Origin of the sequence: Pseudomonas farris (genome assembly GCF_019145235.1) — a bacterium.
GTDB lineage: Bacteria > Pseudomonadota > Gammaproteobacteria > Pseudomonadales > Pseudomonadaceae > Aquipseudomonas > Aquipseudomonas farris.
Genome location: NZ_JAHSTV010000001.1, coordinates 684,746 through 703,912, shown reverse-complemented (window position 1 = coordinate 703,912; position 19,167 = coordinate 684,746). Strand labels below are relative to the sequence as shown.

Sequence of the window (19,167 nt, the reverse complement as noted above, 5' to 3'; positions counted from 1 at the left end):
CATGCCATGAACCAAGAACTCGATACGCTGTTCGAACAAGACCGCGCGCACTTCATGCACCCCTCGACCCACGCCCATGACCACGCCAGCGGGGCGCTCAAGGGGCGCATCATCAAGAGCGCGTCGGGCATCCGTATTCGCGACCATGAAGGCCGGGAATTCATCGACGCCTTCGCCGGGCTGTATTGCGTGAACATCGGCTACGGTCGCACCGAAGTCGCCGACGCAATCTACAAACAGGCCAAGGAACTGGCCTACTACCACACCTACGTCGGCCACTCGACCGAGGCGATCATCGAGCTGTCCAGTCGCATCATGGATTGGGCGCCGCAAGGGATGAAAAAGGTTTACTACGGCCTGTCCGGTTCCGACGCCAACGAAACCCAGGTCAAACTGGTGCGTTACTACAACAATGTGCTGGGCCGCCCGCAGAAGAAGAAAATCATCTCCCGTGATCGCGGTTATCACGGCTCGGGCATCATGACCGGCAGCCTGACTGGCCTGCCGACCTTCCATCAGCATTTCGATTTGCCGGCCGATGGCGTCAAACACACCGTTTGCCCGCACTGGTATCGCAAGGCTCCCGCCGGAATGGATGAAGCCGCGTTCGTGCGCTACTGCGCGGATGAGCTGGAAAAAATGATCCTGGCCGAAGGCCCGGACACCGTGGCCGCGTTCATCGGCGAGCCGTTGATGGGCACCGGCGGCATCATCGTGCCGCCAGCCGGTTATTGGGCAGCGATTCAAGCGGTGCTGAATAAATACGATGTATTGCTGATCGCCGATGAAGTGGTCTGCGCCTTCGGTCGCCTGGGTTCGAAGATGGGCAGTCAGCGTTACGGCATGCGCCCGGACCTGATCACCACGGCCAAAGGCCTGACCAGCGCCTATGCGCCACTGTCGGCGGTGATCGTCGGCGAAAAGGTTTGGGACGTGATCGAAAAAGCCTCCGAATCCCAAGGTGCAATGGGCCATGGCTGGACGTATTCCGGGCATCCGATCTGTGCCGCGGCTGCTTTGGCTAACCTTGATATTCTCGAGCGGGAAAACCTGACGGCCAACGCCGAGAAGGTCGGCAGCTACCTCAATCGCCGTTTGCGCGAAACCCTGGAAGGTCACCCGTTGGTGGGTGAAGTGCGGGGCGACGGCATGCTCGCTGCCGTCGAGTTCATGGCCGATCGTGAGCAGCGCACGCCGTTCGATGCGGCGTTGAAGGTCGGCCCGAAAGTGTCGGCGGCTTGTCTCGAGCGCGGCATGATTGCCCGGGCGATGCCCCATGGCGACATTCTCGGCTTCGCCCCGCCATTGATCCTGACCGAGGAAGAGGCCGACCTGATTGTTGATATCACCAAGGGTGCGATTGATCAGGTGGCCAGTGAGGTGTTGGGCTAAATCCCTGGACCTGTTGAGATCAGATGGGCTTTCTGCGTCGCCTGTTCAGGCCTCATCGCGGGCAAGCCCGCTCCCACAGGATTTGTGTTTGACCGCTATTTTGTGATCGACGAAGAACACTGTGGGAGCGGGCAAGCCCGCGAAGAGGCCCTGACAGGCACCAGAGATATCGGATCAGAAACAAAAAAGCCCTCGGACGATCACTCATCCGAGGGCTTTTTCATGTCGCGCGAAACCTGATTACTTCTTCAGGCCGTAATGCTCATCGAGCATGCCCGGCGCGTTCGGGGCTTTGGGGGCGTAGTCGCGAGGCGGTTCCTGATCGCGCGGTGGCGTCAGACGTTCCCGTGGAGCCTGCGCCGCGTCGGCGTGCAGGGCAGCCAGCAAGCGTTGGCGAGTCTGCTCGTCCAGGGCCAGACGGTTGGCGCCCTCGGCGAGGTGATCTTGCACTTCCTGATAGCTCTGAGTCAGTTTCTTGACCAGTGTTGCAGTGCTGTTGAAGTGGGTGACCACTTCGTTCTGATAATTGTCAAAACGTTCCTGAATATCATCCAGCTGACGTTGCGTGCGGTTAGGCGCGGCATTCGGCACCAGGCGAGCGATCAGGAATCCAATGGCGACACCCACAACCAGGGCAAGAGTCGGCAACAACCAAACTAAGAGCGAGTGTTCCACGAGTCCTTCCTCTATAAACGGCTTTGCTTTACGTTAACGGCTCGAACCTGCGCTGTATACCGCGATTCACTCGCAATAGAATTGGCACAGACAATTGGCTAGACGAGTCGACCCGATTCGAGGTCACGGAGTTCCTTCCTTGCTTATGCGCGAAACCCCTGTAGTGATTGATGGCCCGGTCGGTCAACTGGAAAGTTTGTACCTGGATAACGAGCAGCCGCGCGGCATTGCGCTGATCTGCCACCCGAACCCGGTGCAGGGCGGCACCATGCTCAACAAAGTCGTCTCGACCTTGCAGCGCACCGCGCGCGACGCCGGTTTGATTACTTTGCGTTTCAACTACCGTGGCGTCGGCGCCAGTGAAGGCACGCACGACATGGGCACTGGCGAAGTCGACGATGCCCAGGCGGCGGCCGAGTGGCTGAGAGCCAGACATCCTGACGTGCCCCTGACCCTGTTCGGTTTCTCCTTCGGCGGATTTGTTGCAGCAAGTCTCGGCGGACGCCTGGAAGCTAAGGGCGAACAACTCAAGCATTTGTTCATGGTCGCGCCCGCCGTCATGCGTTTGGGCGATCAGGATCAACTGCCGCAACAAGGTACATTGACCCTGATTCAGCCGGAAACCGACGAAGTCATCGATCCACAGCTCGTTTACGATTGGTCCGACGCACTCGATCGCCCCCATGAGCTGCTGAAAGTGGCAGAATGCGGACACTTTTTTCATGGCAAGCTGACCGATCTCAAGGATCTGATCCTGCCGCGTCTTTCGAATTGATTGCAGTCTGACAAGCGATTACCCATGACGACTCGTACCCGTATCCTCACCGGCATCACCACCACCGGCACGCCGCACCTGGGCAACTACGCCGGCGCTATCCGCCCGGCGATCATCGCCAGCCGTGACAGCAATGCCGATTCGTTCTACTTCCTGGCCGACTACCACGCCCTGATCAAATGCGATGACCCGCTGCGCATCCAGCGCTCGCGTCTGGAAATCGCCGCGACCTGGCTGGCCGGTGGCCTGGACGTGGACCGCGTGACGTTCTATCGCCAGTCCGACATCCCGGAAATCCCTGAACTGACCTGGCTGCTGACCTGCGTGGCCGCCAAGGGCCTGCTCAACCGCGCTCACGCCTACAAGGCCTCGGTGGACAAGAACGTCGAAAATGGCGAAGACCCGGATGCCGGCATCACCATGGGCCTGTACAGCTACCCGGTGTTGATGGCTGCGGACATTCTGATGTTCAACGCCCACAAGGTGCCGGTCGGTCGTGACCAGATCCAGCACGTGGAAATGGCGCGGGATATTGGTCAGCGCTTCAACCACTTGTTCGGCCAGGGCAAAGAGTTTTTCACCATGCCCGAAGCGCTGATCGAGGAGAGCGTCGCCACCTTGCCAGGGCTCGACGGTCGCAAGATGTCGAAGAGCTACGACAACACCATTCCGTTGTTCAGCAGCGCCAAAGAGATGAAAGACGCGATTTCGCGGATCGTCACCGACTCCCGTGCCCCGGGCGAAGCCAAGGATCCGGACAATTCGCACCTGTTCACCTTGTTCCAGGCCTTCGCTACGCCGGCACAATCCGACGAATTCCGCAGCGAATTGCTTCAGGGCCTAAGTTGGGGCGAGGCGAAGAATCGTCTGTTCCAACTGCTCGACAGCGAATTGGGCGAATCCCGCGAGCGTTATCACCAGCTGATCGAACGCCCGGCGGATCTGGAAGACATGCTGCAGATCGGCGCCAAAAAGGCCCGTTCGGTGGCGACGCCGTTCCTCCACGAACTGCGTGAGGCGGTTGGCCTGCGTTCTTTCGTCGCTCAGACCCAAGTCGCAGCGACCACCAAGAAGAAGGCTGCGAAAGCCGCGCGCTTCGTCAGCTTCCGTGAAGACGACGGCAGTTTTCGCTTCCGTCTGCTGGCGGCCGATGGCGAACAACTGCTGCTGTCGCGCAACTTCGCCGACGGTAAAACCGCAGGCCAAGTGACCAAGCAACTGCAATCCGGTCAAGCCTTGGACGTGCGCAGTGAAGACCTGAGCTTCAGCGTCTGGCTGGAAGGCGAGTGCGTTGCCGACAGTCCGGCCTTCGCCGACAGCGCTGCTCGCGATGCTGCCATCGGTGCTTTGCGCATTGCCCTGACACCGGTTCAGGAATAATCAACGGCTCGGTCCGACCAAGGGCCGATTGCCATTCCCACGGGCCGTCGCTACAGTGACGGCCCGTTTTTGTTGCCTTGCTAACGAATTATGACGCCCCTAGAACGATATCAAGCTGATCTGAAACGCCCGGAATTCTTCCACGATGCTGCCCAGGAAACGGCGGTGCGTCATTTGCAGCGTCTGTACGACGATCTGGTCGCGGCCTCGCAGAACAAGCCGGGCCTGCTCGGCAAACTGTTTGGCAAGAAAGACCAGGTGCCGGTCAAGGGCCTGTACTTCTGGGGCGGCGTTGGTCGCGGCAAGACTTACCTGGTCGATACCTTCTTCGAAGCGCTGCCGTTCAAGGAAAAGACTCGCACTCACTTCCACCGCTTCATGAAGCGCGTGCATGAAGAGATGAAGACCCTCGGCGGCGAGAAAAACCCGCTGACCATCATCGCCAAGCGTTTCTCCGACGAGTCGCGAGTGATTTGTTTCGATGAGTTCTTCGTCTCCGACATCACCGACGCGATGATCCTTGGCACGTTGATGGAAGAGTTGTTCAAGAACGGCGTGACCCTGGTCGCGACGTCGAACATCGTGCCGGACGGCCTGTACAAGGACGGCTTGCAGCGTGCGCGTTTCCTGCCGGCCATTGCGCTGATCAAGCAGAACACCGAGATCGTCAACGTCGACAGCGGCGTCGATTACCGTCTGCGCCACCTCGAGCAAGCGGAGCTGTTCCACTTTCCGCTGGATGATGCTGCCCAGGAAAGCCTGCGCAAGAGCTTCCGGGCCTTGACGCCGGAATGCACGGCAGCCATCGAGAACGACGTGCTGGTGATCGAGAACCGTGAAATCCGTGCCGTGCGCACTTGCGATGACGTGGCCTGGTTCGACTTCCGCGAACTCTGCGACGGCCCACGCAGCCAGAACGATTACATCGAACTGGGTAAAATCTTCCACGCCGTATTGCTCAGCAATGTCGAGCAGATGAGCGTCACCACCGACGACATCGCCCGCCGCTTTATCAACATGGTCGACGAGTTCTACGACCGTAACGTGAAGCTGATCATTTCCGCCGAAGTCGAGCTCAAAGACCTCTACACCGGCGGTCGCCTGAACTTCGAGTTCCAGCGCACGCTTAGCCGCCTACTGGAAATGCAGTCACACGAATTTCTGTCCCGGGCGCATAAGCCGTAGAGCTATTCAAAAATAAGTAGAACTTTTCGGAAAATAAAAAGGGCCTGCAATGCAGGCCCTTTTTTGTGCGCTGTTTTGTCAGTTCTGAACGAGAAAGCGCGCCAGTTCATCTTGTTGCTGGCAGCCAATGAGCAGCCACAGCAGGATTCTGGTTTTGCGTGGACAGAGAAATCCAGCCATCGATGCACCTTTACGGATCAGGTCCATCTCGCTGCCAATAAACCCGTAGGTCGATTGAGCCGTGCTGCCGGAACCCGTCCGGGTGGCGACGATGACAGGGATTTTTCTGGCAATGGTTTCAATCGCAGCAGCCCATTCCCCGGAAACGTGTCCTGCACCGAAACCCGCAATCACAAGCCCGTCGTAGCCCAGTTCGAGGATGTTCTCGAGTAACAGGGTATCGGCGCCAAGCGACGCTTCCAGAAAGGCAATCTTCTGTGTGGTCAACTGAGGCAATGGTAGAACCCTGCGCTGAACCGGCAAGTGCGGATAGTTGACAGTGTTTTCCATCAGCAAGCCGGCAGGACCAACAATAGGGGAGGAAAATGCCTGCAATGCCAATGAATCAGTTTTGCGGACGGCGTTGGCTGAATGAATCTGCCCGTTCATCACCACTTGAACGCCTCGTTGACGGCTGTTTTCAGCCAGTGCGACCCGGCAAGCATCCAGTAGATTCGCCGGACCATCGGCCCCTGCCTGATTTGCCGAACGCATGGCGCCGGTAAGGACCAACGGCTCGTCGTGGTCCCACAAATAGTCGAAAAATGTAGCTGTTTCTTCGAGAGTGTCCGTGCCTTGAGTGATGACAATACCTGCCGCACCTTGCATGATTTGAGCATTCGCCCAGGAAAGGGCGCTCAGCAAGAACCCGAAATCCAGTGAAGCACTGGGCAACAGTCCGAGCGTTTCTACGGTGACCCGTGCCAGCGTCGTCAACTCTGGTACCGAGGCCAGCAGGGTTTCGCCGCTGACGGTCGGGATTACCCCTTCGCCGGCGTTGCAGGCTTGCATGCTCACGGTGCCGCCGAGCGCCGCGATGGCGAGTTTGGGCAGGTCCATGTGATACCTCATTTGCTTGTGATGAGAAGTTGCTGTATCCGGAGCTGGTCCGTGATACAGCCCAATCGCGACGTTCGTCAGCTGGCTATCAGCAGCCCGATAAACGGAATGATCAGTAACGTGCTGATGGCCATGGCCAGTACATTGCCGATGAAGCCATGCATGTCGGCCGGCAACCGCTTGGCAATTGCGCACGCCAGCGGTGGCGCAATCAGTGCTCCGAGCAATGCGCTTGAGGCGATGACCTGCCAGCTGCCCCCATACGTCAGAACGGCCGCCGGCACGACTGACACCAACGGAACGTAGGTCGGATACCAGCCGTGCAATATCCATTGCCGACGCCAGATCACCACCCCTAGCGCCGAGGTCAACGCCTGCGCGGCGATCAGTTGCGGCAGCAAGCCCGAGCCGTACACCGGGCTTGTCGGGTTCAAGGTGTAAGCCAGCAAGGCACCCGCTATCAAGCCGAGACTGGCCCATTCATTGCCAAAGAACGGCGCTTCCGAAAAGTCGGCCAACACCCGGCGAAGGCTCCAAATGACACCATAATCAGGCGTTTTGGTAATGGCGGGTGCGAGCACAGGGGCGGACGGTTTCTTGGATGGGTCGGACTTCACCAGGCTCGGCAGGTAACGGCAGAGCAGAAAAGCGCCGACACTGGCGACCGCCATGCCCGTGACATTGCCGATCACAGCCGGCAATCCGAGGGGATTGCAGACGTAATTGACGATCAGCAAGCACATCGGGGTGACGAAGACGGCGCCCATGATTGCGCCATTGATCGTGACCTTCCAGCCGCCGCCAAACATCAGCACCATTGCCGCCGGCAATGAAACAAAGGCTGCAAACGTGGGTTGCCAACTGGTGGCCGTGACCGTCCAGCCCCATAGCAGGTTGCTCAACAACAGGCCCAGCAACGAGCTGGTGACGAGCCATGACCATAATCCGCTGCCGTAGCAAATGGTAAAACCTTGCCAGGTTTTTCCCGTTCGATTCGCCCAGTAGGCCAGGTAAGCGCCTGCGAGCAGCCCGATCGAAGCGAACTCATGTTTGTAGAACGCTACCTCGCTGATGTCTCCCAAGACCCAACGCAGCCAGGCACTGGGCTCCGGGAGGCTCGATACCATGTGACTGTAGTCTGGCCAATGGGCTGACCAGGATGTCCGGTAGGTGAATGAGAGCCAGATGATCAACAGAGTCGTGCCGAGCATCAGCCAGATGATCGTTATATCCAGCGTCGATCTGGCGGCAAGCCGGTTTTTCGGTTTTTCGTTTGTGGTTTCCATCAGTCATGCCCCCTTATCAGCGCGGCAGACAAGGGTGCAGGGTGTAACCGAGCATTTGATCGTAGAGATCGGTTCGACGATCGCGATGCAAATCGTTCAGGTTGTTCCAGATGGGCGCGCTGCGCGAGCTGGTCAGGTCGATGTCGGCAAACAGGATTTCCTGCTTGTCCGCTGAAGCTACCTGGCCAATCGGCCAGCCATTGGTGCCCGCGATCAGCGAGCAGCCCAGGTAACGTGCACCTCGCTCTTCGCCGATCCGGCTTGCGGCCGCAATAAATACATTGTTGACGTGAGCAGCCGTCATAGTCAGGTACGACGCCATGCACTTGCCGGCGTCATCGAATAGGGGCGGCGGGGTCCAGACCCAGTTGTTCAGGCTGCAAATGATGTCGGCGCCTTGCTGACTCAAAATGCGCGGTACTTCCGGGAACCAGATGTCCCAGCAGATCAACAACCCTATGCGACCGATTGGGGTGTCGAAAACCGGGAAGCCCAGATCGCCCGGCGTGAACCACAGTTTCTCCATATTCCATAAATGAGCTTTTCGATATTTGCCGATAAAGCCGTCAGGTCCGACCAGAACGCCGGTGTTGAACAGGCGCATGCCGTCGCGTTCTGTCAAACCGGCGACCAGATAAACCTTGTGCTGACGGGCAAAGTCCATCCAGCTCTGCACGCTCGGCCCGCCAGGAACCTCCTCCGAATGCTCGAACGCATCCTGTCGGTTGCTGAAGAAATAACCTGTGCTTGAAAGCTCAGGCAGGACAATGAGATTCGCACCATCATTTGCCGCTTCCAGAGCCAATTCCAGGCTACGACGTAGATTTGTTTCCTGATTTTTCATGCCGACTTGTGGATCGAATTGCACGACTGCTACACGAACAGGGCTTGTTGGCTCGCTCATTTCCGATGACCTCTTTTTTATTGTTATTCACGCTGTTTAATTGCGTATTCATAAGAGTCGAATCGGCGCGAGGGCGTAAGTCAGCCATTTCCGTTTAGTGTGTAGTCCGTATCCCAAGATGAAAGGGCGGGGCGCTTGGTTTGTGGGAGCGAAGACAGAGCCAATGCACGCCGTGCATGGCTCTGAAGGGGGGATCAGGTTCCGACGTTATAGTGCGGGTAGTCGCTCATGGAAAAACCGCCTTGGAAGGCCGCGGCAGTTTTGTTGCAGATATGGATGACCGCATCGACGGCGCCCCGAAAGCATGGCTCGGTCCAGCCGGCATCGACTGAAAATGACTCCCCGGAAAAATACAGACCTGAAACATGCGCGAAGTCCCGGTTGTACTTCATCAGGCTCACGGCGTCGTAGTAGGTGCCAGGTCGGTATAACTTTGCGCAACCCAACGCATTTTTATCGGTCATCCAACGTTGGACCACGGCTTGATCAAGGCCAATATACGAAGAGATTTTCTCCTGGATGTTGGCGGAATTCATGAGGATCCGGTCCAGCTCTTTGGCGCACTTGTACACCAATTCCTTGTCTGTGAATGAGGCCAGTTTGGTGGCGTCATCCTCCCATGTGTAACTTAAAAGGATGCAGTCATAGCTATAGTTATCGTTGTAGCGATAGGTGTAGACGTCATGAATGAAACTGTCAGTGACGATGGCTTGCGGGATTTTGCTGTTTTTTGAAAGGAATGATTTTTTTAACGGTGCGAAGACTTTGCAACTGGTTTCCCAATGCGCGGTTTTGTAGGCATTGATCGTCTCGAACGGCAGCATCTGTGGAGTGAAGTTTTCAAGTTTGATGCGAGTTTCTATCAGCCACGAGGGAAGAGTCATGATGACCGAATCAAAGTCATCGAAGTGCTCCTGGATTTGCTCGGGTTGGCTGTGTTTCCAGTTGTAGTAGACGCGTGTTTTCTGGTTCGTCAGTTTTTGAAGTTTTGTAACGGAGGAGTCCGTGAGCAAACCGTTGTTCCTTTCCCGGCAGTGTTCGTAGAAGGACTTTCCGGTTTCGTCGGTTTTCATGAACAGTAGGCATTCGTCCAGTGCAGAGAGCCCGATGTAGCGGGGTCTGTCGAAACTCAGCCCCGTCGAGTCAAAAACGGCTTCGTTGTGCAGGTAGGGTGAATCTATCGGATCGCCAGTTGAGTCCACCCGACCATGGATCAATTGCAGTTGGCTACTGAATCCAAAAATGGCAGTGCGCAGGGGGTAAAGGGAGCAGACATCGTAAAAGGCACCCCAGCTACCGTCGCCGATGCCAATGGCATAGAAAATCGCGGACTCCTGTGCGGACATTCCCATTCCGCCAAAGTCCCCCGGTGAACGTTCATCCCAGGCTTGCAGAGCGGGCATGCTGACCAGATCGCGAAACGAAACGCTCTCGTATTTTTCAACGATAGCGGCCCACATGGCTTCCCATTCCTGGCTGGCATAAACCTCTGCGACGTGCCGGGTCATGCGATCGGCAAAGGCTTTCCACTTTGCATAAACTTTTTGCAGTTCTTCTCCGGGAGGTGGTGTCTGGCCATCTTCATTTTTCCAGATCAGCATCTGCGGAGTCGGTCCGCCGCACATGCTGCCTTCTCGCAGATAGATGCCGGTCGAGGTGACCCACTGGCTTCCGGGATTGGCAAAATCCGAAAACGCCAGGTCGAACGCCTTGGCGTAGTAAGCCATCAGTGACCGGCCCTCTGTCGGTGGCTCGTCCGCCCGGTTGAAGAAGGGCATGCGCATGGCCCCCATTTCAAACGGTGTATGGCTCATCGGCGAGTGCGGGCTTCCAGGAACGGTCAGGTGCCTGCCACCGATGCGTCTGGATTGTTCTATGAGGGTGATGTGGGTGAACCCGCAACGATAAAGTTCTCTGGCGGCAGTCAGTCCGGTGACACCGGCGCCAATAATGCAAATTTTATGTTGTGGGTCAGTTGCCTTGGCGATGCCGTTTTCCTGTTCAACCAATGCTCGATAGTCGAAGCACAAGTCGGGTGGATTCGGAAAGCGAGTCGCCCATTTGCTTTCAGCCGAGCGCTTGGTTCGAACGGCTTCCTTTGCTACGAATGACGGGTAGTTGTAGCTTGATCCGATGGTCACTGTTGATCTTCCCTGATGGTGTTTTCAGGGAGCGATGTTGACGTTTTTAAGGGACGGTGTCTGTGAGCAGAGTCGAATGCTCTGGCGCTCTGTATTCCGCTTTTTGCGTAGGAAAATGCATAGCAGAAAAACCTGTGCACGCACATTTAATGTGGAGCGAGCCTGCTCGCGAAGGAAAGCAGGCTCGCCTCCACATTTGATTTGCGTCCAGTCCTTAAGCCGCTTGCTGAAACTGCTGCCGATACTGGTTCGGCGACAACTCCGTGTGCTGGCGGAACAGTCGGGCGAAGAAGCTCGCGTCGTCGTAACCAACTTCATAGCTGATGGTCTTGATGCTCTTGCGACTGCCGGACAACAAGCCCTTGGCCGTCTCGATGCGCAGTCGCTGCAGGTAATGCAGCGGTTTGTCGCCGGTGGCGGTCTGGAAGCGACGCATGAAGTTGCGGATGCTCATGCCGTGCTCGCGGGCCACGTCTTCGAAGCGGAACTTGTCGGCGAAGTGTTCTTCGAGCCAATGCTGGATCTGCAGGATGATCACGTCCTGGTGCAGCTTCTGCCCGCCGAAACCGATCCGTCCCGGTGCATAGTTGCGTTGCACTTCGTAAAGAATGTCGCGGGCCACGGCCTGGGCCACGTTGGCGCCGCAAAAGCGCTCGATCAGGTAGATGTAGAGGTCGCAGGCCGAGGTGGTGGTGCCGGCGCAATACAGGTTGTCGGCGTCGGTCAGGTGTTTGTCCTGATTGAGCTGAACCTGAGGGAAGCGCTCGGCAAACGCATTGAAGAAACGCCAGTAGGTCGTCGCTTCCTTGCCATCGAGCAATCCGGCCTCGGCCAGCCAGAACACGCCGGTGGCCTCGCCACACAACACGGCACCGCGAGCATGCTGCTGGCGCAGCCACGGCAGGACCTGTGGATAACGTTTGCAGAGGGTGTCGAAATCGTCCCAGAAGGCGGGAAGGATAATGACGTCAGCATTTTCCAGGCCGCCGTCTACCGGCATGATCACGTCGCTGAAGCTGTTCACCGGTTTGCCGTCGGGGCTGACCAGCCGGGTTTCAAACGCCGGTGTCAGGCCGTGGCCCAGTTGTTTGCCATAGCGCAGGCTGGCCAGATGGAAGAAATCCTTGGCTTGCATGAGGGTGGAAGCGAAAACCCGGTCGATAGCCAGGATGCTGACGCGCCGTAAGGGCGTGGAGACTTGGTTAGACATAATTCAACTTTATTCTTATAGGGGAAAGTGGTCACCAGACGGCTGGATCGTCTTATTTTTTGTCGGATGTGTCCAGTGTCCTGTATCGGAAGCGAGGCTTAGTCTCTAAAGGTCAATTCCGGCTAACAATAACCACAGGTGCCGCATGATCCCCAGAACCTTGTTCAGCTCCGAGCACGAACTTTTTCGCGACAGCGTGCGAACGTTCCTCGAAAAAGAGGCCGTGCCGTTCCATGGACAATGGGAAAAACAAGGCTATATCGACCGCAAACTCTGGAACAAGGCGGGGGAGGCGGGGATGCTCTGTTCGCATTTGCCGGAAGAATACGGCGGGCTGGGGGCGGACTTTCTCTACAGTGCGGTGGTGATCGAAGAGGTCGGCCGCCAGGGTCTGACCGGCATCGGTTTTTCACTTCATTCGGACATTGTTGCCCCTTACATCCTGCATTACGGCAGTGAAGCGCTGAAACACAAATACCTGCCCAAACTGGTGTCTGGCGAGATGGTCACCGCGATTGCCATGACCGAGCCGGGTGCCGGTTCCGACCTGCAAGGAGTGAAAACCACTGCCGTGCTGGATGGCGACGAATACGTGATCAACGGTTCGAAGACCTTCATCACCAATGGCTTTCTGGCGGACCTGGTGATCGTCGTGGCCAAGACCGATCCGAAGGCGGGGGCGAAGGGGACCAGTCTGTTTCTGGTAGAGGCCAATACGCCGGGCTTCGCCAAAGGCAAGCGTCTGGAAAAGGTCGGTATGAAGGCTCAGGACACCTCGGAGCTGTTCTTCCAGGACGTTCGGGTGCCGAAGGAAAACCTGCTGGGCCAGGCCGGGATGGGCTTCGCTTACCTGATGCAGGAACTGCCGCAGGAGCGTCTGACGGTCGCGGTAGGTGGCTTGGCGTCAGCCGAAGCAGCGTTGCAATGGACGCTGGATTACACCCGTGAGCGCAAGGCTTTCGGCAAGGCTATCGCCGACTTCCAGAACACCCGCTTCAAACTCGCTGAAATGGCGACCGAAATCCAGATCGGCAGGGTTTTCGTCGATCGCTGCCTGGAACTGCATCTGCAAGGCAAGCTCGACGTGCCGACTGCGGCGATGGCCAAGTACTGGGGCACCGACCTGCAATGCAAGGTGCTCGATGAATGCGTGCAGTTGCATGGTGGCTACGGGTTCATGTGGGAATACCCTATCGCCCGGGCGTGGGCGGATGCGCGAGTGCAGCGGATCTATGCCGGGACCAATGAGATCATGAAGGAGATTATTGCGCGGTCGCTTTGATGCGGCAGTGATTGTCAGACCGCTATCGCGAGCAGGCTCGCTCCCACACTGGATTTATGTCCGACCACCATTTTGTGATCGGCACGGATCCATGTGGGAGCGAGCCTGCTCGCGATTGGGCCTATGAATCAATCAAGGTGCAGGATTCGGATGATCCTGGTGAATCGCCTCGATCCCAGCCAACACTTCGTCGGAAAGTTTCAGCTCGAAGCTGGCAATGTTGCTGTCCAGTTGCTCAAGCGTGGTGGCGCCAATGATGTTGCTGGTGACGAACGGTTGCTGGGTGACGAATGCCAGTGCCATCTGCGCCGGATCCAGGCCGTGTTCACGAGCCAGTGCCACATATCGGCTGCACGCCGCTTCCGATTGCGGATTGAAATAGCGGCTGAAGCGGCTGTAGAGGCTCAGGCGACCTTTGGGCGGACGCGCGCCACCTTCGTATTTGCCCGAGAGGAAACCGAACGCCAGCGGCGAATAGGCGAGCAGGCCGCACTGTTCGCGGATAGCGATTTCCGCCAGACCGACTTCGAAGCTGCGGTTGAGCAGGTTGTACGGGTTCTGGATCGACACCGCGCGCGGCCAGCCACGGGCTTCGGCCAGGGCGAGGAAACGCATGGTGCCCCATGGCGTTTCGTTGGACAGGCCGATGTGGCGGATCTTGCCGGCCTTGACCTGTTCGTCCAGTGCTTGGAGGGTGTCTTCCAGCGGCGTGAGGTTGACTTCGCTCGTGTGCTTGTAGCCCAGTTGCCCGAAGAAATTGGTGCTGCGTTCTGGCCAGTGCAACTGATAGAGGTCGATGTAGTCGGTCTGCAAGCGTTTGAGGCTCGCATCCACGGCCTGGACGATGTGCTCGCGGTTGTGCTTGAGGTTTTTGTCGCGGATGTAGTCGATGGTGTTGCCGGGGCCGGCGATCTTGCTCGCCAGGATCCAGTCGGCGCGATCGCCACGACTTTTAAAGTAATTGCCGATGTAGCGCTCGGTGGTGGCGTAGGTTTCGGCCTTGGGCGGCACCGGGTACATTTCGGCAGTGTCGATGAAATTGATCCCGGCGCTCTTGGCCCGTTCGATCTGGGCGAAGGCTTCAGCCTCGCTGTTTTGCTCACCCCAGGTCATGGTGCCGAGGCAGATTGCACTCACGTTCAGATCGGTACGGCCTAGCTGGCGATAGTCCATCGGGTGCTCCTTGGGCAAAACAATCATAAAAGCAGGTTGAAATATTTTTCGCAATCTGCATAATTGCGCACCTCTTTCTGCAGTGGAAGTGATGCGCCGCCGCCGAAGAATCTTGCCGTTGAACGGACGCGCCGACCCGAGCCCCCGAAAGCGTCTGTATCCGGCTGCCTTTGACTTGTCAAAGTACGCACTATTCAGTAAGATCCGCCGTCTAATTTACAGGGCGGCCCCTGAGGCTATAAAGAATGAAAACTTTTACTGCTAAACCGGAAACAGTACAGCGCGACTGGTTTGTCGTCGACGCTGCAGGTCAGACCCTGGGTCGTCTGGCCACCGAAATCGCGAGCCGTCTGCGTGGCAAGCATAAAGCTGAGTACACTCCTCACGTTGACACCGGCGATTACATCGTCGTTATCAATGCCGAGCAGATTCGTGTAACCGGTGCTAAAACCACCGACAAAATCTACTACTCCCACTCCGGTTTCCCGGGCGGCATCAAGTCGATCAACTTCGAAAAGCTGATCGCTAAAGCCCCTGAGCGCGTGATCGAGACCGCGGTCAAAGGCATGCTGCCTAAGAACCCGCTGGGTCGCGACATGTATCGTAAGCTGAAAGTCTATGCGGGCGCTGTACACCCTCATACTGCTCAGCAGCCCCAAGAACTGAAGTTTTAACGGAATAGTTCATTATGTCGGCGACTCAAAATTACGGCACTGGCCGTCGCAAGACCGCAACCGCACGCGTTTTCCTGCGTCCGGGTACTGGTAACATCTCCATCAACAACCGTTCGCTGGATAATTTCTTCGGCCGCGAAACTGCCCGCATGGTAGTTCGTCAGCCGCTGGAATTGACTGAGACTGTCGAGAAGTTCGACATCTACGTCACCGTGATCGGCGGTGGTGTAAGTGGTCAAGCTGGCGCAATCCGCCACGGTATCACTCGCGCACTGATGCAGTACGACGAAACCCTGCGTGGCGCTCTGCGCAAAGCTGGCTTCGTTACTCGCGATGCTCGTGAAGTTGAACGTAAGAAAGTTGGTCTGCGTAAAGCGCGTAAGCGTCCGCAGTACTCGAAGCGTTAATTCGCTTTCGCGTTCAAAAAGAACGCCCAGTTTCCTCGCGAAGCTGGGCGTTTTTTTATGGGCGCGATTTATCAGTGAATTGCGCTGTGACAACTTGCCACATCCGCAGAAGCCCTATACTGCAAGGCTTGGCAGTGGAGCCCCTCGGTAATTACCTTGTCAGAATTGGGGCTTTTCATTACCATTCGGCAAAATTTTTATAAGTTCAGATTTTTACTTAGTAGACGCCTGATTTAACAGGCCACAAAGCTGATGGGAGAGGACTGAATGAGCAATGACGGCGTGAATGCAGGCCGGCGTCGCTTCTTGGTAGCAGCCACATCCGTGGTGGGTGCTGCAGGAGCGGTGGGGGCTGCGGTCCCGTTCGTGGGGTCATGGTTTCCCAGTGCCAAGGCGAAAGCTGCAGGTGCACCGGTGAAAGTGAATGTCAGCAAAATCGAGCCAGGTCAGCAAATGATTGCTGAGTGGCGCGGCCAGCCGGTGTTCATTGTCCGCCGTACGGAGGAAATCCTGGGGAATCTGAAAAAGATCGAGGGCCAGCTGTCTGACCCGACCTCCAAGAACTCTACGCAACCGACCTATGTCGACCCGGAGACGCGTTCGATCAAGCCAGAAGTTCTGCTGCTGATCGGTATCTGCACTCACCTGGGTTGCTCTCCGACCTTCCGCCCGGAAGTGGCGCCTGCCGACCTGGGCAAGGATTGGGTAGGTGGTTATTTCTGCCCTTGCCACGGTTCCCATTACGATTTGGCTGGCCGCGTCTACAAGTCGCAACCTGCGCCTTTGAACCTGCCAGTTCCCCCGCATTCCTATGAGACCGATGACGTCATTGTCATTGGCGTCGATACGGAGAAAGCGTGATGAGCAAGTTCATGGATTGGGTTGATGCGCGCTTCCCCGCGACCAAAATGTGGGAAGACCATCTCAGCAAGTACTACGCCCCGAAGAACTTCAACTTCTTCTATTTCTTTGGCTCCCTGGCGCTGCTCGTTCTGGTCAACCAGATCGTTACCGGTGTCTGGCTGACCATGAGCTACACCCCGTCGGCGGAAGAAGCGTTTGCTTCCGTCGAGTACATCATGCGCGACGTCGAGCACGGCTCGATCCTGCGCATGTTGCACGCAGTCGGTGCTTCGATGTTCTTCATCGTCGTTTACCTGCATATGTTCCGTGGCCTGCTTTACGGTTCGTACCAGAAGCCGCGTGAGCTGGTGTGGGTGTTCGGCATGCTGATCTACCTGGCGTTGATGGCTGAGGCCTTCATGGGTTATCTGCTGCCGTGGGGCCAGATGTCCTACTGGGGCGCCCAGGTGATCATCTCGCTGTTCGGTGCGATCCCAGTCATCGGTAACGACCTGACCCAGTGGATTCGTGGTGACTACCTGATTTCCGGTATTACCCTGAACCGCTTCTTCGCCTTGCATGTGGTTGCGCTGCCGATCGTGATCCTCGGTCTGGTGGTGGTGCACATTCTGGCGCTGCACGAAGTCGGTTCGAACAACCCGGATGGCGTCGACATCAAGAAGCACAAAGACGAAAACGGCGTACCGCTGGACGGCATTGCCTTCCACCCGTACTACACCGTGAAAGATATCGTCGGCGTGGTGGTGTTCCTGTTCATCTTCTGCTCGATCGTATTCTTCTTCCCGGAAATGGGCGGCTACTTCCTCGAGAAGCCGAACTTTGAAGTGGCGAACGCCTTCAAGACCCCTGAGCACATCGCTCCGGTCTGGTACTTCACACCGTTCTACGCGATTCTGCGGGCGGTTCCGGACAAGCTCCTGGGCGTAATCGCCATGGGCGCGGCCATCGCTGTGCTGTTCGTCCTGCCATGGCTGGATCGCAGCCCGGTCAAGTCGATGCGCTACAAAGGCTGGCTGAGCAAGATCTGGCTCTGGGTGTTCTGCATCTCGTTCGTGATCCTGGGTGTGTTGGGTGTTCTGGCGCCAACGCCAGGCCGTACGTTGCTGTCGCAGGTATGTACCTTCCTGTACTTCGCCTACTTCATTCTGATGCCGTTCTACACCAGGCTCGAGAAGACCAAACCGGTTCCGGAAAGGGTGACTGGCTGATGAAAAAGCTATTTGCTGTACTGATTCTTGCGGCGATGCCTGTACTGTCTTTCGCATCGACATCGAGTGGCCCGGAGCTGGAAAAGGTCGATATCGACGTTTCTGACAAGGCTGCCATGCAGGACGGCGCACGTACGTTCGCCAACTATTGCATGGGCTGCCACAGCGCCAAGTTCCAGCGCTACGAGCGTGTTGCCGATGACCTAGGGATTCCTCACGAGCTGATGCTTGAGAAGCTGGTGTTCACCGGCGCCAAGATCGGTGACCACATGAACATCGGCATGCAGCCGGCTGACGCCAAGACATGGTTCGGTGCGGCGCCGCCCGACCTGACGTTGGTGGCTCGTGTTCGTGGCACAGACTGGCTCTACGGCTACCTGCGTTCGTTCTATGAAGACCCGTCGCGTCCTTGGGGCGTGAACAACAAGGTGTTCCCGAACGTCGGCATGCCTAACGTTCTGGTCGGCCTACAGGGTCGTCAGGTGGTAGGCTGTAAGCAAGTTCAAATCGTCGAAGACGGCAAGAAGCAATACGATCCGCTGACCGGCACCGCTTTGACCCATGAAGCCTGCGATCAGCTGACTGTATTGCCGAAAACCGGCACGCTGAACGAAGAGCAGTTCGACGAGAAGGTCAAGAACCTGGTGACCTTCCTGGCCTACTCGGCCAACCCGGTGAAGCTGCAGCATCAGCGCATCGGTACCTATGTGTTGCTGTACCTGGCGTTCTTCTTCGTATTCGCTTACTTGCTCAAGCGTGAATACTGGAAAGACGTCCATTGATAAAGCTGTAAGCCATTGCTGTTAATCGCGCGCGCCCAGGGGCGTCTCTGAAGGTGTAACGAGTCTGGTGATCCAGGCGTTACGGGAGGCGCCCTCTGGGCGCGCGTGTTTTTCCGTTTCCGATAATTTCAACAAGCGAGGAGGACCGCCATGGGCGTGACCAATCGGTTGGCCTGTTACTCCGACCCCGCCGACCACTATTCCCACCGAGTGCGCATCGTACTTGCAGAGAAGGGTGTCAGCGCCGAGATCATTTACGTGGAAGCTGGTCGCCAGCCGCCTAAACTGATTGAGGTGAACCCTTACGGAAGTCTACCCACCCTGGTCGATCGTGACCTGGCGTTGTGGGAGTCGACCGTGGTGATGGAATATCTGGATGAGCGTTACCCGCACCCGCCATTGCTGCCGGTTTATCCTGTGGCGCGTGCCAACAGTCGTCTGCTGATTCATCGCATTCAACGTGACTGGTGTGGTCTGGTGGATTTGATTCTGGATTCGCGGACCAAGGAAGCAGCCCGTGTCGTGGCTCGTAAAGAGCTGCGCGAAAGCCTGACAGGCGTGTCGCCGTTGTTTGCCGACAAGCCGTTTTTCCTCAGTGAGGAACAAAGTCTGGTGGATTGCTGCCTATTACCAATACTCTGGCGATTGCCGATTCTGGGTATTGAACTGCCGCGGCCTGCCAAGCCGCTGCTTGATTATATGGAGCGCTCGTTTGCGCGTGAGGCTTTCCAGGCGAGTCTGTCTGGTGTCGAACGCGATATGCGCTAAGG

General features: G+C 57.1%; 18 protein-coding genes. 11 read left to right on the top strand and 7 right to left on the bottom strand.

Annotated features, from left to right (window positions below; all coding sequences use genetic code 11):
- Positions 1-6: 6 nt before the first annotated feature.
- Positions 7-1,392 carry an aspartate aminotransferase family protein gene (locus KVG95_RS03155; RefSeq protein ID WP_217854459.1) on the top strand — a complete coding sequence of 462 codons (1,386 nt, stop codon included), beginning with the start codon at positions 7-9 and terminating at the stop codon, positions 1,390-1,392.
- Between the two features lie 240 nt (positions 1,393-1,632).
- Here KVG95_RS03155 and KVG95_RS03150 read toward each other — a convergent pair whose 3' ends face one another.
- Positions 1,633-2,067 carry a Z-ring associated ZapG family protein gene (locus tag KVG95_RS03150; RefSeq protein ID WP_217854458.1) on the bottom strand — a complete coding sequence of 145 codons (435 nt, stop codon included), beginning with the start codon at positions 2,065-2,067 and terminating at the stop codon, positions 1,633-1,635.
- 145 nt (positions 2,068-2,212) lie between these two features.
- On the opposite strand from KVG95_RS03150, the gene KVG95_RS03145 reads away from it, so the two are divergent.
- The 3 genes from KVG95_RS03145 to zapE all read left to right on the top strand — a co-directional run bounded on the left by KVG95_RS03145 (position 2,213) and on the right by zapE (position 5,407).
- A complete protein-coding gene (locus KVG95_RS03145; RefSeq protein WP_048395377.1) occupies positions 2,213-2,842 on the top strand; it encodes an alpha/beta hydrolase in 630 nt (209 codons plus the stop codon).
- Positions 2,843-2,866: 24 nt separating this feature from the next.
- Complete coding sequence (locus KVG95_RS03140) at positions 2,867-4,222, top strand: tryptophan--tRNA ligase (RefSeq protein WP_217854457.1); 1,356 nt, start codon at positions 2,867-2,869, stop codon at positions 4,220-4,222.
- A gap of 90 nt (positions 4,223-4,312) precedes the next feature.
- Positions 4,313-5,407 carry a cell division protein ZapE gene (zapE, locus tag KVG95_RS03135; RefSeq protein ID WP_008004987.1) on the top strand — a complete coding sequence of 365 codons (1,095 nt, stop codon included), beginning with the start codon at positions 4,313-4,315 and terminating at the stop codon, positions 5,405-5,407.
- Between the two features lie 78 nt (positions 5,408-5,485).
- On the opposite strand, the gene KVG95_RS03130 is transcribed toward zapE, so the two are convergent.
- The 5 genes from KVG95_RS03130 to KVG95_RS03110 all read right to left on the bottom strand — a co-directional run bounded on the left by KVG95_RS03130 (position 5,486) and on the right by KVG95_RS03110 (position 11,908).
- On the bottom strand, positions 5,486-6,466 hold the full coding sequence (locus KVG95_RS03130; RefSeq protein WP_217854456.1) for an asparaginase: 981 nt from the start codon (positions 6,464-6,466) through the stop codon (positions 5,486-5,488).
- 77 nt (positions 6,467-6,543) lie between these two features.
- The gene (locus tag KVG95_RS03125) at positions 6,544-7,752 is read right to left on the bottom strand and encodes a threonine/serine exporter family protein (RefSeq protein WP_217854455.1); all 1,209 of its coding nucleotides are present in this window, start codon (positions 7,750-7,752) and stop codon (positions 6,544-6,546) included.
- Positions 7,753-7,768: 16 nt separating this feature from the next.
- On the bottom strand, positions 7,769-8,656 hold the full coding sequence (locus KVG95_RS03120; protein ID WP_217854454.1) for a nitrilase family protein: 888 nt from the start codon (positions 8,654-8,656) through the stop codon (positions 7,769-7,771).
- Between the two features lie 194 nt (positions 8,657-8,850).
- On the bottom strand, positions 8,851-10,797 hold the full coding sequence (locus KVG95_RS03115; protein WP_217854453.1) for a flavin monoamine oxidase family protein: 1,947 nt from the start codon (positions 10,795-10,797) through the stop codon (positions 8,851-8,853).
- A 214-nt stretch (positions 10,798-11,011) separates the two neighbouring features.
- Positions 11,012-11,908, bottom strand: coding sequence for a GlxA family transcriptional regulator (locus tag KVG95_RS03110; protein ID WP_217854479.1), 897 nt, complete (start codon positions 11,906-11,908; stop codon positions 11,012-11,014).
- A 244-nt stretch (positions 11,909-12,152) separates the two neighbouring features.
- Between KVG95_RS03110 and KVG95_RS03105 the strand changes: the two genes are divergently transcribed.
- Complete coding sequence (locus KVG95_RS03105; RefSeq protein ID WP_217854452.1) at positions 12,153-13,289, top strand: acyl-CoA dehydrogenase family protein; 1,137 nt, start codon at positions 12,153-12,155, stop codon at positions 13,287-13,289.
- A 132-nt stretch (positions 13,290-13,421) separates the two neighbouring features.
- Here the strand turns inward: KVG95_RS03105 and KVG95_RS03100 are convergent, their stop codons facing one another.
- Entirely contained in the window at positions 13,422-14,462 is a 1,041-nt protein-coding gene (locus tag KVG95_RS03100) for an NADP(H)-dependent aldo-keto reductase (protein ID WP_217854451.1), read from the bottom strand.
- A 245-nt stretch (positions 14,463-14,707) separates the two neighbouring features.
- Between KVG95_RS03100 and rplM the strand changes: the two genes are divergently transcribed.
- The 6 genes from rplM (at position 14,708) to KVG95_RS03070 (ending at position 19,165) form a co-directional block, all read left to right on the top strand.
- Entirely contained in the window at positions 14,708-15,136 is a 429-nt protein-coding gene (gene rplM / locus KVG95_RS03095; protein WP_007905295.1) for a 50S ribosomal protein L13, read from the top strand.
- 14 nt (positions 15,137-15,150) lie between these two features.
- Positions 15,151-15,543, top strand: a complete 393-nt coding sequence (gene rpsI, locus KVG95_RS03090) for a 30S ribosomal protein S9 (protein ID WP_002555064.1) — start codon at positions 15,151-15,153, stop codon at positions 15,541-15,543.
- A gap of 267 nt (positions 15,544-15,810) precedes the next feature.
- Positions 15,811-16,404: a ubiquinol-cytochrome c reductase iron-sulfur subunit gene (gene petA, locus KVG95_RS03085; protein ID WP_038981621.1), complete on the top strand. Its 594-nt coding sequence runs from the start codon at positions 15,811-15,813 to the stop codon at positions 16,402-16,404.
- A complete protein-coding gene (locus KVG95_RS03080; RefSeq protein ID WP_038981622.1) occupies positions 16,404-17,615 on the top strand; it encodes a cytochrome b in 1,212 nt (403 codons plus the stop codon). Before petA ends, KVG95_RS03080 begins: the two co-directional genes overlap by 1 nt.
- The gene (locus KVG95_RS03075) at positions 17,615-18,397 is read left to right on the top strand and encodes a cytochrome c1 (RefSeq protein WP_217854450.1); all 783 of its coding nucleotides are present in this window, start codon (positions 17,615-17,617) and stop codon (positions 18,395-18,397) included. Before KVG95_RS03080 ends, KVG95_RS03075 begins: the two co-directional genes overlap by 1 nt.
- Positions 18,398-18,547: 150 nt before the next feature.
- Positions 18,548-19,165: a glutathione S-transferase N-terminal domain-containing protein gene (locus KVG95_RS03070; protein ID WP_007905304.1), complete on the top strand. Its 618-nt coding sequence runs from the start codon at positions 18,548-18,550 to the stop codon at positions 19,163-19,165.
- The last annotated feature ends 2 nt before the right edge of the window (positions 19,166-19,167 follow it).

Coding starts and splice junctions, on each gene's coding strand:
- KVG95_RS03155 (WP_217854459.1), top strand. CDS start 7: ATGAACCAAGAACTCGATACGCTGTTCGAACAAGACCGCGCGCACTTC.
- KVG95_RS03145 (WP_048395377.1), top strand. CDS start 2,213: ATGCGCGAAACCCCTGTAGTGATTGATGGCCCGGTCGGTCAACTGGAA.
- KVG95_RS03140 (WP_217854457.1), top strand. CDS start 2,867: ATGACGACTCGTACCCGTATCCTCACCGGCATCACCACCACCGGCACG.
- zapE (WP_008004987.1), top strand. CDS start 4,313: ATGACGCCCCTAGAACGATATCAAGCTGATCTGAAACGCCCGGAATTC.
- KVG95_RS03130 (WP_217854456.1), bottom strand. CDS start 6,466: ATGGACCTGCCCAAACTCGCCATCGCGGCGCTCGGCGGCACCGTGAGC.
- KVG95_RS03125 (WP_217854455.1), bottom strand. CDS start 7,752: ATGGAAACCACAAACGAAAAACCGAAAAACCGGCTTGCCGCCAGATCG.
- KVG95_RS03120 (WP_217854454.1), bottom strand. CDS start 8,656: ATGAGCGAGCCAACAAGCCCTGTTCGTGTAGCAGTCGTGCAATTCGAT.
- KVG95_RS03105 (WP_217854452.1), top strand. CDS start 12,153: ATGATCCCCAGAACCTTGTTCAGCTCCGAGCACGAACTTTTTCGCGAC.
- KVG95_RS03100 (WP_217854451.1), bottom strand. CDS start 14,462: ATGGACTATCGCCAGCTAGGCCGTACCGATCTGAACGTGAGTGCAATC.
- rplM (WP_007905295.1), top strand. CDS start 14,708: ATGAAAACTTTTACTGCTAAACCGGAAACAGTACAGCGCGACTGGTTT.
- rpsI (WP_002555064.1), top strand. CDS start 15,151: ATGTCGGCGACTCAAAATTACGGCACTGGCCGTCGCAAGACCGCAACC.
- petA (WP_038981621.1), top strand. CDS start 15,811: ATGAGCAATGACGGCGTGAATGCAGGCCGGCGTCGCTTCTTGGTAGCA.
- KVG95_RS03080 (WP_038981622.1), top strand. CDS start 16,404: ATGAGCAAGTTCATGGATTGGGTTGATGCGCGCTTCCCCGCGACCAAA.
- KVG95_RS03075 (WP_217854450.1), top strand. CDS start 17,615: ATGAAAAAGCTATTTGCTGTACTGATTCTTGCGGCGATGCCTGTACTG.
- KVG95_RS03070 (WP_007905304.1), top strand. CDS start 18,548: ATGGGCGTGACCAATCGGTTGGCCTGTTACTCCGACCCCGCCGACCAC.